Here is a 13843-nt window from a genome sequence, read left to right as displayed (position 1 = left end):
CCGCTTTTCGTGTCGCGCCGGGTGGCGCGGGCCTGTCAGGCTTCGAGAATGTCGTCGCCCTCGGACGCGCTCTCGGCCTTGGCCTCGCTTTCGGGCATGTCGAAATCAAGCCCGTGGGCCGCGCGGATCTTGTCCTCGATGGCCAGCGCGATCTGGCTGTTCTCCTTCAGGAACGCCTTCGCGTTCTCGCGCCCCTGGCCGATGCGCTCGTCGCCGTAGCTGAACCACGAGCCCGATTTCTCGACCACGCCGGCCTTGACGCCGAGGTCCAGAAGCTCGCCCATCTTGCTGATGCCCTCGCCATACATGATGTCGAACTCCACCTGCTTGAAGGGCGGGGCGACCTTGTTCTTGACCACCTTCACGCGCGTGGCGTTGCCCACCACCTCGTCGCGGTCCTTGAGCGCGCCGATCCGCCGGATGTCGAGCCGGACCGAGCTGTAGAACTTGAGCGCGTTGCCCCCGGTCGTGGTCTCGGGGCTGCCGAACATGACGCCGATCTTCATGCGGATCTGGTTGATGAAGACCACGGTGCATTTCGACCGGCTGATCGAGCCGGTGAGCTTGCGCATCGCCTGGCTCATGAGCCGGGCCTGCACGCCCACGTTGCTGTCGCCCATGTCGCCCTCGAGCTCGGACTTGGGCGTGAGGGCGGCGACCGAATCGACCACCACCATGCTCACCGCGCCCGACCGCACGAGCGTGTCCACGATCTCGAGCGCCTGTTCGCCCGTGTCGGGCTGCGAGATCAGAAGCTCGTCGAGGTCGACGCCCAGCTTCCTCGCATATTGCGGATCGAGCGCGTGTTCGGCGTCGACGAAGGCGCAAACGCCGCCCTTCTTCTGCTCCTCGGCCACGCAATGCAGCGTGAGCGTCGTCTTGCCCGAGCTTTCGGGGCCATAGATCTCGATGATGCGCCCCTTGGGCAGCCCGCCGATGCCGAGCGCGATGTCGAGTCCCAGCGAACCGGTCGAGGTCGCCTCGATCTCCTGCACCGGGTTGTCGGCCCCGAGCTTCATGATCGAGCCCTTGCCGAACTGCCGTTCGATCTGCGCCAGCGCGCTGTCGAGCGCCTTCTGCTTCTCGGGGCTTCGTTTGCTGTCCATGGTAAGTAGATCTGCCGTTGCCATTGGTTCGCTTCCTTATTCCACACCCTGTCCCGGGCGGCAATCGCTGCTTCGTTCACCTCTTGTTCTCACATCTTATGGAGACAAAAGGAGAACATTTCAAGTTAAATTGTGCGCGCTCCCAGACTTGCCTATGAGGGTTAAGAAGTCGTTTACAGCCGCGCGGATGCGGGCGGGAAATCGGGGGATCGGGGCGCATGCTGGTGTTTTCCAAGGCGAAACTGGTCTTTCTTTCGGTCCCCAAGACCGGCACGACCGCCTACCAGGCGGCGCTCGGCCCGCATGCGTCGATGGTGGTGAGCGATCCGCCCGAGCTGAAACATGCGCCGGTCTTTCGCTACAACCGCTTCTTCCGCCCCGCGCTCGAGAAGTTCATCGGCCCCGATCTCGAGGTCATCGCCGTCATGCGCGAGCCCGTGAGCTGGCTTGGGAGCTGGTACCGCTACCGCCAGCGCCCGGCGATGCGAAACCATCCCAACTCGACCGCCGGGATGTCCTTCGACGCGTTCGTCGAGGGCTATCTCCAGGGCAAGCGGCCGGGCTTCGCCAATGTGGGCTCGCAGGCCAAGTTCATGGAGCCGCAGAAGAACGGCACCGCCGTCACGCGCCTGTTCCGTTACGAGGATCAGCGCGCGCTCACGGCCTTCCTCGAGGATCGGCTCGGATGCCGTGTCGAGACGCCGGTGCTCAACGCCTCCCCCCGCGCGGCGCTCGAGCTGTCGCGCGGGGTCGAGACCCGTCTTCGCCGCAAATGCGCGGCCGAATTCGCGCTTCATGACAGCATCCACGATGACGGTCGCTACACGCCGCCCGAGATCGGCTCGGTCGGCTGAAGGACCGTGAGCGCGCCGCGCGCCCGGTCCCCATCCCGCACCTTTCCCCTGGCCACCTGCCCCGCCTCGCTCTCGTCCTGCCGGCCTGCGCCCCCGCCAGAGCGGGCGAGTGCGGGGCTTGCGAGGGCTTCGCTCATCCGCCGCCCGCGCCGGCCAGTTGCCGCTGAACCGTGTCGGTCAGGTCGGTCAGCGAGAAAGGCTTCGACAGGAAGACGGAATGGGCGATGCGGGCCTGGGCATCGGCGAAATCGTCCTCGGCATAGCCCGACATGAAGACCGTGCGCACGTCGGGGCGCGTCCTGAGCGCCTCCTGCACCCAGGTCGGACCGTCGAGGCCGGGCATCACCACGTCGGTGACGAAGACATCGATCCGCAGCGTCTCGTCGGCCAGGATGTCGAGCGCGTCCTCGGCCGAATCCGCCTCGACGACCGTGAAGCCGCGCAGTTGCAGCGCGCGCGAGGCGAAGGCACGCACCGGCGCCTCATCCTCGACCAGGAGCACCACGCCCTCGGCGGAGCCGGTCGACGCCTCGGGCGTGGCGGGCGCGGCCTCGGCCGGGACCGGGCGGTCGAAGGCCGGAAAGAGCAGGAAGAAGGTCGTGCCCCTGCCCTCTTCGCTGTCGGCGAAGATGAAGCCGCCGGTCTGCTTGACGATGCCATAGGCGGTCGAGAGGCCGAGTCCCGTCCCCTCACCCACCCGCTTGGTGGTGAAGAAGGGCTCGAAGACCTTGCGCAGCTTGTCGGGCGCGATCCCGGTGCCGTCATCCTCGACCGAGACCTTCACGTAGCGGCCCGGCGCCACCGTGGCGCGGTCGCGGACAAGCGGCGCCTCGAGCTCCAGGTTCTCGGTCACGATGCGCACCGCTCCGCCCCCGGGCATGGCGTCGCGCGCGTTCACCACGAGGTTCATGAGCACCTGTTCGAGTTGCCGCCGGTCGGCGCGGATGGACCACAGGGCGGGATCGTGGCTCAGCGACATCTCGACCTTCTCCCCCACCAGCCGGTCGAGAAGATGCGTGAGATCCGCAAGCGCATCGCGCAGGTCCATGATCTCGGGCCTGAGCGTCTGCTTGCGCGAATAGGCGAGAAGCTGGCTCACCAGCGCGGCGGCGCGATTGGCGTTCTGGTTGATCTGCACCAGGTCGTTGTAGTCCGCATCCATCTGGTCGTGACGCAGCAGAAGCAGGTCGCAATGACCAGTGATCGCGGTCAGCAGGTTGTTGAAATCATGCGCGACACCCCCGGCGAGCTGCCCGATCGCCTGCATCTTCTGGCTCTGCACGAATTGCGCCTCGAGCGACTTGAGCTCGGTCGCGTCGTGCATGACCGCGATGAGGACTGTCTCGCCCCCCTCGCGCGCGCGGTTGAGCGTGACCTGTGCGAAGGTCTCGCCCTCCTTCCGCTTCACGCGCAGGAATTCCGAATGGACGGTGCCGCGGCCCGCCGCGGCATCCGCGATCCAGTCCACCAGCGGCCGGCCCAGCCCCTCGAGCATCTCCGAAAGCGGCTGGTCCACGCACTCCTCGCAGCCCAGCAGGTCGCGCGCAGGGCGATTCGTCAGCGTCACCGTGCCATCCGCCGAAAGCTTCAGGAGCGGCACCGGCAGTTCGTCGAAGAAGGCCCAGCCATCGGGCTGCCGCTCGGGGGCCGCGACGCCGGGCAGTAGGAAGATCTCGCGCCGGCCCGCCGTGCCCTCGAGTTCCACCACCAGGCAGGGCTGCAGGCCGTCGCGCGTGCTCACGTCGTTCACCGCGCCGGACCGCAGCGGCAGATCGGGGCAGATGCGGTCAAGCGTGCGCGCACGCTCGCCCACGAGGTCGCGCGCCGCCTGGTTCATGAAGAGCACCGCGTTGTTGCGCCCAACGGTGATCATCGGAAGCGGCACCGGGTCGGCGCGGCGCGGCACCATGTCCCCCGCCCGCTCGATGCGCCAGAGATACGCGTCCTCGCCCGCGCGGTGGACGCCAAGGCGGATATGTCCCTCGCGCGTGACCACGTCCTCGACCGCCGCCCCCGCACGCGCCGCGCGGGTTTCGAGCCGCATGAGAAGCGTGCCGGGGCTGGCCAGGCGCGATTGCAGAAGCCCGGCCAGCGTGTCGGCACCGCTGACGGGAAAGTCGCGGCGCGCGGCGGTGTTGCGGTGAAGGATCGCGCCCTCGGCATCGGTCAGCACGCAAGGCGTCGGGTCATGCTCGGTCGTCTCGGCGATGAGCGCACGGGTCCGCAGGCCCCGCCTGCGCGCGGCGATCATGCCAAGCCCCAGCCAGAGCGCGACACCACCGAGCGCCAGCGACACGAGCCCCAGCGCCAGCCGCGCCTGCGTCATCGGCACGACAAGCGCCGCGACCGCGAAAAGGCACGCCGCAAGCGCCACGAACCCCGTGCGCGGGCGCAACCGCGCCCTGGCGGTGCTTGCGGCAAAACTGGGGTCGCTCGAGGCTGCCAAGACGCATCATTCCGTTTCGACTCAGGTGCCTCAAGATGTCGCCCGAAAACGTTAAGGCCCGCTTAATCCGCGCGAGAAACACGCATAGATAGTGAGTGAACCCTAGCAATCCCGCTTAAACTGCGCCAGAAAAAAATCCGTCCCCGCTTTCGGTGACCGGCCAGCGCCGGGCCGAGACAGCCCGCCAGTCGGGATGCCGCGCGCTGAAGGCTTCTGCGCGCGCCTCGTTCTCGTCCACGAGCAGCGAACAGGTCATGTAGGCGATGCGCCCGCCGCGTCCGGCAAGGTGTGCCGCCTCGTCGAGGATGCCATCCTGCACCTCGATCAGCGCGCTCAGATCCTCCTCGGAAAACCGCCACTTCGCATCCGGCGTGCGCCGCCATGTCCCGCTTCCCGAACAGGGCACGTCGCAGAGCACGAGGTCATAGGGCGCGCCCGCCCGCGCCGCCGGGCCGTTCACCGTCGCGATCCGCACGCCCGCGCGCGCGGCCCGCGCGGGCAGGTCCGACATCCGGGCCGGATGCGCATCATGCGCGAGGATCGTCGCCTCCGACCGCGCGGCGAGCGCGAGGCTCTTGCCGCCGCCGCCCGCGCAGTAATCGAGCACACGTGCGACGCCCGCCATGTCAATCGCGGCGACGGCCGCCTGGCTCGACCCGTCCTGAAGCTCCACCTCGCCGCCGAGATAAGCAGCCGCCGACCTGATCCGGCGCGCGCCGGCCTCCACGCGAAGCGCGGTCGGCGCGATCCCGTCCGGCCTGGCCGCGATCCCGTCGGCAACCAGCCTCTCGCATGCCGCCTCCCGCGAGATCCGCGCGAGGTTCACGCGCAACATCACGGGCGCGCGCTCCTTCAGCATCGCCTCGGTCCGTGCGAAATCGGCGCCCAGGTCGGCCCGGAGCCGCGGCACGATCCAGTCCGGCAGGTCGATCACCGGCCCCGGTGCGGGCACCTCGCGCTCGGCCCCGTCGAGCGGCGCGGGCGCATGGCCCTCGCCGGTGAAAATCTCCTCAGGATCAACCCCCTGCAGGCGCAACAGCCCCAGCATGAGCCCGCGCCCGCCGCCACCCCCCATGGCGGCACAGCTCTTCCGCCGCCGCAGCACGTCGAAGACGTGATCGCGCACCGCCGCGCGATCCTTCGAGCCCGCGAACCGCGAGCGCCGCGCCCAGGCCGTGAGGGCTTTCTCCGCGGGCGCACCGGCGAGGATCTCGTCGAGGATCCCGGCGCTCGCCGCGACGCGCGCGGCCGGGGTCATCAGCCGATCCGATAGTTCGGGCTCTCGCGCGTGATCTGCACGTCATGCACGTGGCTCTCGCGCAGGCCCGCGCCGGTGATCCTCACGAACTGCGCCTTCTCGCGCATGTCCGGCACCGTGGCACAGCCGGTATAGCCCATCGCGGCCCGCAGCCCGCCCACCAACTGGTGCACCACCGCGCCCGCCGGGCCCTTGTAGGGCACCTGCCCCTCGATCCCCTCGGGCACGAGCTTGTCGCTGGCGGCATCCTTCTGGAAATACCGGTCGGCCGAGCCCCGCGCCATCGCGCCGAGGGAGCCCATCCCGCGATAGGCCTTGAAGCTGCGGCCCTGGTAGAGGATCACCTCGCCGGGGCTCTCGTCCGTGCCGGCGATCATGCTGCCCACCATGGCACAGGAGGCGCCCGCCGCGATCGCCTTGGCGAAATCGCCCGAGAACTTGATGCCGCCATCGGCGATCACCGGCACGTCGCCTGCCGCGCCGGCACAATCCATGATCGCGGTCAATTGCGGCACACCGACGCCCGCCACCATCCGCGTGGTACAGATCGAGCCCGGCCCGATCCCCACCTTCACCGCGTCCGCGCCCGCGTCGATCAGCGCGCGGGTGGCCTCGGCGGTGGCCACGTTGCCGGCGACGACCTGCACCTCGTTGCCGAGCCGCTTCACCCGCCGCACGGCCTCGGCCACGCCCTCGGAATGGCCATGCGCCGTGTCGATCACCACCATGTCGACCCCCGCATCGACCAGCGCCTCGCTGCGCTCGAAGCCCGCGTCGCCCACGGTCGAGGCCGCGGCCACCCGCAGGCGGCCAAGCGGGTCCTTGCAGGCCGTGGGGTTCAGAACCGCCTTTTCGGTGTCCTTCAGCGTCAGAAGCCCGGTGAGCTTGCCCTCGTCATCCGTGACGAGCAGTTTCTCGATGCGCCGCGCCTTCATCAGGCTGATCGCCTCGTCGCGGTCGGCGGGCTCGTGCAGGATGGCGAGGTCGTCGGCGGTCATCATCGCCTTGACCGGCGTGTCGTCATGCTGCGCGAAGCGCATGTCGCGGTTGGTGACGATGCCCACCACACGGCCCTTCCCATCGACCACCGGAAAGCCCGAGAACCCGTAGCGCTCCATCAGCTCGCGGGCGTCGCGCAGCGTCTGGTCGGGGCTGAGCGTGATCGGGTTGTCGACAATCCCGCTCTCGAAACGCTTGACGCGCCGGACTTCCTCGGCCTGCTCATCCACCGTGAGGTTGCGGTGGATGACGCCCATGCCGCCCGCCTGCGCCATGCAAATCGCCATGCGGCCCTCGGTCACGGTGTCCATGGCCGAACTCAGGAGCGGGATGTTGAGCGCGATCGAGCGCGTCACATGGGTGCGGGTATCGGCCGTGCTGGGAAGGACGTTCGACGCGGCGGGAACAAGCAGGACATCGTCGAAGGTCAGGGCCTCACGAATCTCCATTGGGCGGTCTCCATGGATGGGGTCGTTTGGCGCTTCCCTATCGCATGGGGCGCGGGGAAAGGAAAGGGGCTTGGGCCGCGGCGACGGACCCCGACCGGCCGGGGCCTCCGGGGACGCGAAACCGGGCGGATGGCAAGACGGGCACGGACTTGCCCCGCATCGGCGCGCGAGACTATCCTTCCGCCCAACGATCTCCTCCCGTCCCCTCGTCCGAGGTCCCTCATGCGCACGCTTCTCCTCATGATCCTGCTCGCGACCGCGGCGACCTCCGCCCGGGCCCAGTCCACGCCCGAAGGCTACTTCGCCTCCGGCTGGCCCATCGCGCTTGCCGAGGGCGCCTGCGACGGGGACGAGGGTTGCCTCACCCTGCTCGCCGAGTGCGGACCGGGACCCGAGGACTGCACCACCGGCATCTCTCTTTGCAGCGTGGACGAGGCCAAGCCCCGCCCCTGCCTCACCGACCGCCAGACGGTCGAGGGCGGCCACCTCGTCACCGTCTCGCCACTGGGCGAGACGCCCGAGCGTCTCCTCTTCACCGAAACCGGCACGGGCGAGATCGCGGGGCGTCCCGCCCGCGCGGACGGCGCGCATTGCCTGCGCGATCTCGCCACCGACGCGCTGCATTGCGCAAGACCGCTCGTCACCCCCGCCGACCTCGCCCCCTGGGCCCCCGCCGACTGACCGGCCCCGAAAGGCGCCCGCCCGCGCTTGCACGCGCCGCGCCGACCGCCTAGAGGAAAGCGGGACAGCGCCGTAACCCCGGGGGGCTTCCATGGCATCGCTCAAGAAATGGCTCGACCGCCGCCGCAACCCCTGGAAAGGGGTTTTCTACGACGCGTTCAAGCTCTGGAAGGCCGAGAACGGCCCCGCGCGGCTCTATGCCTACGACACGCTGCCCGAGGGCGCGACCGTGCTCGACTTCGGCGGCTTCGAAGGCACCTGGGCCGACCGGATCCTCGCCGCGCAGCCCTCCGCCGACATCCACGTGTTCGAGCCGCACCCCGTCTTCGCCGCCCACCTGACCCAGAAATTCGCGGAGCGGGAGAATGTCCACGTCCACGCCTTCGCGCTCGGCCGGACCGACGGCACGCTCTCGCTTTCGGACACGGGCGATGCCTCCTCGGCGGTGGCCGACCTCGAGAAAAGCCTCGAAGCCCCCGTCAAGGCCGTATCGCAGTTCTTCGACGCGCACCCCCTGCCCGCGATCGACCTGGTGAAGATCAACATCGAGGGCGGCGAATACGACCTGCTGCCAGCCCTCCTCGACGCGGGCGTCATGGACCGCATCGCCCGGCTCCAGGTGCAGTTCCATCTCTTCGACCCGGCCTTCGCCGAGGCCCGTGACGCGATCCGCACACGCCTTTCCGAAACGCATGACTGTGCCTGGTGCTATCCCTTCGTCTGGGAGGAATGGCGCCGGCGGACCTGACCGGAAGTCATCCTCCGCGCCATCGGACGACACGCGCCGGCATCCGGCCAACCGCGCCCCTTCATCTTGCCTCAAATATCCCGGGGTGAGCCGCGAAAGCCCGCTTTCGCGGCGAGGGGCAGCGCCCCTCCCCGCACATCTTGGCCACCAATGAAAAACGGGGGGCCCTGAGACCCCCCGATCAAGTTTCGCCACTCGGGCTCACTATTTGATACCGCCCGGTTTTTGCCTGCGGCCCGAGTGTCGTCAGGGCGAGCGCACCCGCCCCGATGGACCGTGGCAGGCGGCTGCACGTGCCCGCCCCGGCCCTGTTCCGTTGTCAGCTACACCCGCTCGTCGCACCGCAGGTGTTGCACTTCATGCACGTCCCGTTCCTGACCAGCGTGTAGTTGCCGCAATCGCCGCAGGCCTCGCCCTCGTAGCCCTGCATCCGCGCCTTGGCGCGCGCATCCATGCCGGTCGCGGCCGCCACTGCCGTGGTCGAGGTGCTCGACACCATCGCCGCCGTGGCCGTGGCCGTGCCGCCGCCCGTCTCGGGCACCAGCGTCTGGAGCGCGCTCACCGGGTCGGTGGCGCTGTCGAACGCCACGCCGCCCATCGACTGCCCGCCGTTCAGCACGACAAGCTCCTGCGGAAGCCGCTTGCGCAGGTAGCCCGTCGAGCTGATCTGCTTGAGCACCTCCAGCGAGCGGTTCGCGGCATCCTCGCTCATCTCCGAGATGTTGCGCACGCCTTCCTCCTCGCCACGGCCCAGATCGTCGAAGCTCGCCCCTTCGGGCTTCACATGCGCGAGGTCCGTGCGGTCGAGATAGCTCACCGCCAGTTCGCGGAAGATGTAGTCGAGGATCGAGGTTGCGTTCTTGATCGAGTCGTTGCCCTGCACCATGCCGGCGGGTTCGAACTTGGTGAAGGTGAAGGCATCCACGAACTCCTCGAGCGGCACCCCGTATTGCAACCCGACCGAGACCGCGATGGCGAAATTGTTCATCATCGCCCGGAAGCCCGCACCTTCCTTGTGCATGTCGATGAAGATCTCGCCCAGCGAACCGTCCTGGTATTCGCCGGTCCGGAGATAGACCTTGTGGCCGCCCACGATCGCCTTCTGGGTATAGCCCTTGCGCCGCTCGGGCATCTTCTCGCGGTGGGATTTCACGATCTCCTTGACGATCACCTTCTCGACGATCTTCTCGGCCAGCACGGCGGCCTTCTCCTGCGGGCTGCCGCTCTCGAGCACCTCCGCCGCCTCGTCATCGTCCTCCACCAGCGCCGATGCCAGCGGCTGGCTCAGCTTCGATCCGTCGCGGTAGAGCGCGTTGGCCTTCACCCCCATCTTCCAGCTCCGCTCGTAGGCGGCCTGGCAATCCGCGATGGTGGCGGTGTTGGGCATGTTGATCGTCTTCGAGATCGCCCCCGAGATGAAGCTCTGCGCCGCCGCCATGATGTCGATATGCGCATTGACCGAGAGATAGCGCTTGCCCTTCTTGCCGCAGGCATTGGCACAATCGAACACCGGGTAATGCTCTTCCTTGAGATGCGGCGCCCCCTCGAGCGTCATGGTCCCGCACACATGGTCGTTCGCGGCCTCGATATCGGCTCTCGAATACCCCAGGTGCGCCAGCATGTCGAAAGTCGGATCGGCCAGCTTCTCCTTGGGGATGCCCAGCACGCCGGTGCAGAACTCCTCGCCCAGCGTCCACTGGTTGAAGACGAAGCGGATATCGAAGGCGCTGCCCAGCGCCTGGTCGACCTTCTCGAGCTCGTTCGGCCCGAAGCCGTGACCGACCAGCGAGGTGTGGTTGACCCCCGGCGCGTTGCCGATGGTGCCGTGCCCCACGGCATAGCTCACGATCTCCTCGATCTGCGCCGGTCCATAGCCCAGCGTCTCGAGCGCGGCGGGAACCGAGCGGTTGATGATCTTGAAATATCCACCCCCCGCGAGCTTTTTGAACTTGACCAGCGCGAAATCCGGCTCGATGCCCGTGGTGTCGCAATCCATCACCAGCCCGATCGTGCCGGTGGGCGCGATCACCGTGGCCTGCGCGTTGCGGTACCCGTGCTGCTCGCCCAGCTTCAGCGCCTCGTCCCAGCTCGCCATCGCCAGGTCGACGAGCTTCGGATCGGGGCAGTTGGCCAGGTCGAGCGGCACCGGCTTGACCGCCAGCCCCTCGTAGCCCTCGGTCGCGCCATAGGCCGCGTTGCGATGGTTGCGGATGACCCGCAGCATGTGCTCGCGGTTCTTCTCGAAGCCCGGGAACGCGCCCAGCTCGCCCGCCATCTCGGCGCTCGTGGCATAGGCCACGCCCGTCATGATCGCCGTCAGCGCGCCGCAAAGCGCGCGGCCCTCCTCCGAGTCGTAGCCATAGCCCATGTTCATCAGCAGCCCGCCGATATTGGCATAGCCGAGCCCCAGCGTGCGGAAGTCATAGGACCGCTGCGCGATCTCCTTCGAGGGGAACTGCGCCATCAGCACGCTGATCTCGAGCGTCACGGTCCAGAGCCGCGAGGCGTGGACATAGGCCTCGGCGTCGAACTTGGCGTCCTTGTAGAAGGTCAGCAGGTTCATCGACGCCAGGTTGCAGGCCGTGTCATCGAGGAACATGTATTCCGAGCACGGGTTCGAGCCGCGGATCTCGCCGTCCTCGGGACAGGTGTGCCACGCGTTGACCGTGTCGTGATACTGGATACCGGGATCGGCGCAGGCCCAGGCCGCGTGCCCCACGTCCTCCCAGAGGTCCCGTGCCTTGATCGTCTTGGCGACGCTGCCATCGGTGCGGTTGAGAAGCGCCCAGTCCTCGTCATTCTCCACCGCCTTGAGGAAGGCGTCGGTCACGCGGATCGAGTTGTTGGAGTTCTGCCCCGACACGCTCGCATAGGCTTCGCTGTCCCAGTCGGTGTCGTAGGTCGGGAACTCGATGCTGTCATACCCCTGCCGCGCGTAGTCCAGCACGCGCTTGACGTAGGTTTCGGGGATCTGCACCTGCTTGGCGCTGCGAATGGCCCCCTTGAGCTGCGCGTTCTTCTTGGGGTCGACCGAATCCTCGGCCGATCCGTCCCAGGCGCGGATCGCGGCGAAGATCTCGTTGAGCTTCTGCTCGTGCATCTTGCTCCCCGCGACGATGCTCGCGACCTTCTGCTCTTCCTTCACCTTCCAGTTGATGAACTCCTGGATATCGGGGTGATCGGCGTCACAGATGACCATCTTCGCCGCGCGCCGCGTCGTGCCGCCCGACTTGATGGCTCCGGCCGCACGGTCCCCGATCTTGAGGAAACCCATGAGGCCGGAGCTCTTGCCGCCGCCCGACAGCTTCTCGCCCTCTGCACGGAGCGATGAAAAGTTGGTGCCCGTTCCCGAGCCGTATTTGAAAAGCCGCGCCTCGCGGACCCAGAGATCCATGATGCCGCCATCGCCCACCAGGTCGTCGGCGACCGACTGGATGAAGCAGGCATGCGGCTGCGGGTGCTCGTAGGCGCTCGTCGACTTGGTCAGCTCGCCCGTTTCGTGATCCACGTAGTAGTGACCCTGGCTCGGCCCGTCGATCCCGTAGGCCCAGTGCAGCCCGGTGTTGAACCATTGCGGGCTGTTCGGCGCCGCCATCTGCCGCGCCAGCATGAAGCGCATCTCGTCGTAATAGGCGCGCGCGTCCGACTCGGCGGTGAAATAGCCGCCCTTCCAGCCCCAGTAGGTCCAGGCGCCCGCCAGCCGGTCGAAGACCTGCTTCGCGCTCGTCTCGCCCACGCGCTCGCAGTCGCCATCGGGGACCGAGCGCCACAGGAACTCGGGCACGCCCTTTTCCTTGACCTTCTTCAGCCGCACCGGCACGCCCGCCTTGCGGAAATACTTCTGCGCGATCACGTCCGAGGCGACCTGGCTCCACGACGTGGGAACTTCCACCTCGTCGAGCTTGAAGACGGTCGTGCCGTCGGGGTTGCGGATCTCCGAGCTCGTCTTGACGAAATCGATCTCCGCGTATGCGTCCTGCCCTGCCTTGGTGAACTTTCTTTCGATTTTCATTCGGCTGCCTCTGTCCTCAGCGTGTTGAAACCTCGACCCCGACCACCACGGCAAGGACCTCTCGTTGCCGGCGGAAGGCAACACGTCACCCTGCGCCGCGCGACCAGGCGTCGCGACGCGGAAATCAGGCTGCGGGCGCGGGCCCGACGGCAAGTTGGGTATCGTGTCCCTCTCCGGCTTCCACACTATATGTTGTGGCTTGGCGGCCGGCCCGCACAAACTGACGTATTCACCCCCTCATGGTCAACGACATTTTTAGCCCATTTCGCGGAATTTGCGCTTGACCCGAGGGGCATCCTTCGTCCCGCCCGTCCGGCCCGACGATTCACACCCAGCGCCCTGTGCATGAACCCCCACGCGGCGCCCGCGCCCGGCCTGTGCAAAAGCCATGACATTCGGCTGGTTTAGCGCCGCCGGCCCGTGCTCGTCCGAAAGTTGCGCGCCGGTTATCCCCAGACCCGCCGAGCGCGGCGCCGGATAAGTCGGCCGCGCGAAAAAAATCGTCGCACCCCGTCCCGTCGCGCCGGAAACCTGCCGCCGCGTCACCCAGGCGATGCGCAATCGACACACCATATCTGGTGGCCGCAATGAAAATCCGTCTAGGGAAGGTGTGGTCGGGGCGGCGAGATTCGAACTCACGACCCCCTGTACCCAAAACAGGTGCGCTACCAGACTGCGCCACGCCCCGACCGTGCGCAGGGTCTAGCGGCGAATCCCCCGCTTGAAAAGCCCCGTCAGGGCACCCCGCGTGCGCCCGCGCCCTTCTTCTTGCGAAAAATATCCCGGGGGAGTCGCGCAAGCCGCAGGCTTTCGCGACGGGGGCAGCGCCCCCTCAGCAGGGCCAGGCCGCCGCCTCCTGGTCCACTGCCGGATGACGCAGCACGCTGCCCTCGCCGATCCCCAGCGGCCCCGCGAGCCCGCCATTGATCTCGAGCACGTATTGCACCGCGTCGCCGCCCACGATCCGCTCGGTGCTGAGCGGACGGGCCATCTCATGCACCTTCACCACCCGGCCCGCGCTGTCGAGAAAGATCATGTCGAGCGGGATGAGCGTGTTCTTCATCCAGAAGCTCACCGGGCGGGGCGTCTCGTAGACGAAGAGCATGCCCGCCCCCCTGGGCAGCGTCTCGCGATTCATCAGGCCGCGATTGCGCTCGCTCCGGTCATCGGCCACCTCGACGGTAAAGGCTGCCTGTCCGCCCTCCCCGCGAAGCTGCACCCGGTCCTCGCGGCAGGCCGGTTCGGCCTGCGCATGTCCGGCTGCCGCGGCAAGGATCGCCGCCATGAACG

The 13843-nt window shown here is 67.7% G+C and carries 10 protein-coding genes and 1 tRNA gene; 3 read left to right on the top strand and 8 right to left on the bottom strand.

The window, feature by feature from the left end:
• Positions 1-35 precede the first annotated feature (35 nt).
• Complete coding sequence (gene recA, locus K1T73_RS08560; protein ID WP_220603493.1) at positions 36-1130, bottom strand: recombinase RecA; 1095 nt, start codon at positions 1128-1130, stop codon at positions 36-38.
• Between the two features lie 194 nt (positions 1131-1324).
• On the opposite strand from recA, the gene K1T73_RS08555 reads away from it, so the two are divergent.
• Entirely contained in the window at positions 1325-1960 is a 636-nt protein-coding gene (locus K1T73_RS08555; RefSeq protein WP_220603492.1) for a gamma-glutamyl kinase, read from the top strand.
• Here K1T73_RS08555 and K1T73_RS08550 read toward each other — a convergent pair.
• The 4 genes from K1T73_RS08550 to guaB all read right to left on the bottom strand — a co-directional run bounded on the left by K1T73_RS08550 (position 1927) and on the right by guaB (position 7112).
• Positions 1927-2097: a hypothetical protein gene (locus K1T73_RS08550; protein WP_220603491.1), complete on the bottom strand. Its 171-nt coding sequence runs from the start codon at positions 2095-2097 to the stop codon at positions 1927-1929. The two genes, K1T73_RS08555 and K1T73_RS08550, sit on opposite strands and share 34 nt — an antisense overlap.
• A complete protein-coding gene (locus K1T73_RS08545) occupies positions 2094-4286 on the bottom strand; it encodes a PAS domain-containing sensor histidine kinase (protein WP_220603674.1) in 2193 nt (730 codons plus the stop codon). Before K1T73_RS08545 ends, K1T73_RS08550 begins: the two co-directional genes overlap by 4 nt.
• Before the next feature lie 235 nt (positions 4287-4521).
• The gene (locus tag K1T73_RS08540) at positions 4522-5664 is read right to left on the bottom strand and encodes an RsmB/NOP family class I SAM-dependent RNA methyltransferase (protein WP_220603490.1); all 1143 of its coding nucleotides are present in this window, start codon (positions 5662-5664) and stop codon (positions 4522-4524) included.
• Positions 5664-7112 carry an IMP dehydrogenase gene (guaB, locus tag K1T73_RS08535; protein ID WP_220603489.1) on the bottom strand — a complete coding sequence of 483 codons (1449 nt, stop codon included), beginning with the start codon at positions 7110-7112 and terminating at the stop codon, positions 5664-5666. Before guaB ends, K1T73_RS08540 begins: the two co-directional genes overlap by 1 nt.
• Before the next feature lie 222 nt (positions 7113-7334).
• Between guaB and K1T73_RS08530 the strand changes: the two genes are divergently transcribed.
• Together K1T73_RS08530 and K1T73_RS08525 are read left to right on the top strand one after the other, a co-directional pair.
• Positions 7335-7793: a hypothetical protein gene (locus K1T73_RS08530; RefSeq protein ID WP_220603488.1), complete on the top strand. Its 459-nt coding sequence runs from the start codon at positions 7335-7337 to the stop codon at positions 7791-7793.
• A 91-nt stretch (positions 7794-7884) separates the two neighbouring features.
• Positions 7885-8541, top strand: coding sequence for an FkbM family methyltransferase (locus K1T73_RS08525; RefSeq protein WP_220603487.1), 657 nt, complete (start codon positions 7885-7887; stop codon positions 8539-8541).
• A gap of 319 nt (positions 8542-8860) precedes the next feature.
• Here the strand turns inward: K1T73_RS08525 and K1T73_RS08520 are convergent, their stop codons facing one another.
• The 3 genes from K1T73_RS08520 to K1T73_RS08510 all read right to left on the bottom strand — a co-directional run bounded on the left by K1T73_RS08520 (position 8861) and on the right by K1T73_RS08510 (position 13838).
• The gene (locus K1T73_RS08520) at positions 8861-12553 is read right to left on the bottom strand and encodes a vitamin B12-dependent ribonucleotide reductase (RefSeq protein ID WP_220603486.1); all 3693 of its coding nucleotides are present in this window, start codon (positions 12551-12553) and stop codon (positions 8861-8863) included.
• A 611-nt stretch (positions 12554-13164) separates the two neighbouring features.
• A tRNA-Pro gene (locus K1T73_RS08515) sits at positions 13165-13241 on the bottom strand.
• Between the two features lie 144 nt (positions 13242-13385).
• The gene (locus K1T73_RS08510; protein WP_259400504.1) at positions 13386-13838 is read right to left on the bottom strand and encodes a DUF192 domain-containing protein; all 453 of its coding nucleotides are present in this window, start codon (positions 13836-13838) and stop codon (positions 13386-13388) included.
• Between the last annotated feature and the right edge of the window lie 5 nt (positions 13839-13843).

This window comes from Roseovarius sp. SCSIO 43702, assembly GCF_019599045.1.
GTDB lineage: Bacteria > Pseudomonadota > Alphaproteobacteria > Rhodobacterales > Rhodobacteraceae > Roseovarius.
The sequence above is the reverse complement of the archived record's forward strand: the minus strand, read 5'-3'. Positions and strand labels throughout refer to the sequence as shown.

Coding starts and splice junctions, on each gene's coding strand:
- K1T73_RS08540 (WP_220603490.1), bottom strand. CDS start 5,664: ATGACCCCGGCCGCGCGCGTCGCGGCGAGCGCCGGGATCCTCGACGAG.
- K1T73_RS08525 (WP_220603487.1), top strand. CDS start 7,885: ATGGCATCGCTCAAGAAATGGCTCGACCGCCGCCGCAACCCCTGGAAA.
- K1T73_RS08555 (WP_220603492.1), top strand. CDS start 1,325: ATGCTGGTGTTTTCCAAGGCGAAACTGGTCTTTCTTTCGGTCCCCAAG.
- K1T73_RS08520 (WP_220603486.1), bottom strand. CDS start 12,553: ATGAAAATCGAAAGAAAGTTCACCAAGGCAGGGCAGGACGCATACGCG.
- K1T73_RS08545 (WP_220603674.1), bottom strand. CDS start 4,286: ATGACGCAGGCGCGGCTGGCGCTGGGGCTCGTGTCGCTGGCGCTCGGT.
- recA (WP_220603493.1), bottom strand. CDS start 1,130: ATGGCAACGGCAGATCTACTTACCATGGACAGCAAACGAAGCCCCGAG.
- guaB (WP_220603489.1), bottom strand. CDS start 7,112: ATGGAGATTCGTGAGGCCCTGACCTTCGACGATGTCCTGCTTGTTCCC.
- K1T73_RS08530 (WP_220603488.1), top strand. CDS start 7,335: ATGCGCACGCTTCTCCTCATGATCCTGCTCGCGACCGCGGCGACCTCC.
- K1T73_RS08550 (WP_220603491.1), bottom strand. CDS start 2,097: ATGAGCGAAGCCCTCGCAAGCCCCGCACTCGCCCGCTCTGGCGGGGGC.
- K1T73_RS08510 (WP_259400504.1), bottom strand. CDS start 13,838: ATGGCGGCGATCCTTGCCGCGGCAGCCGGACATGCGCAGGCCGAACCG.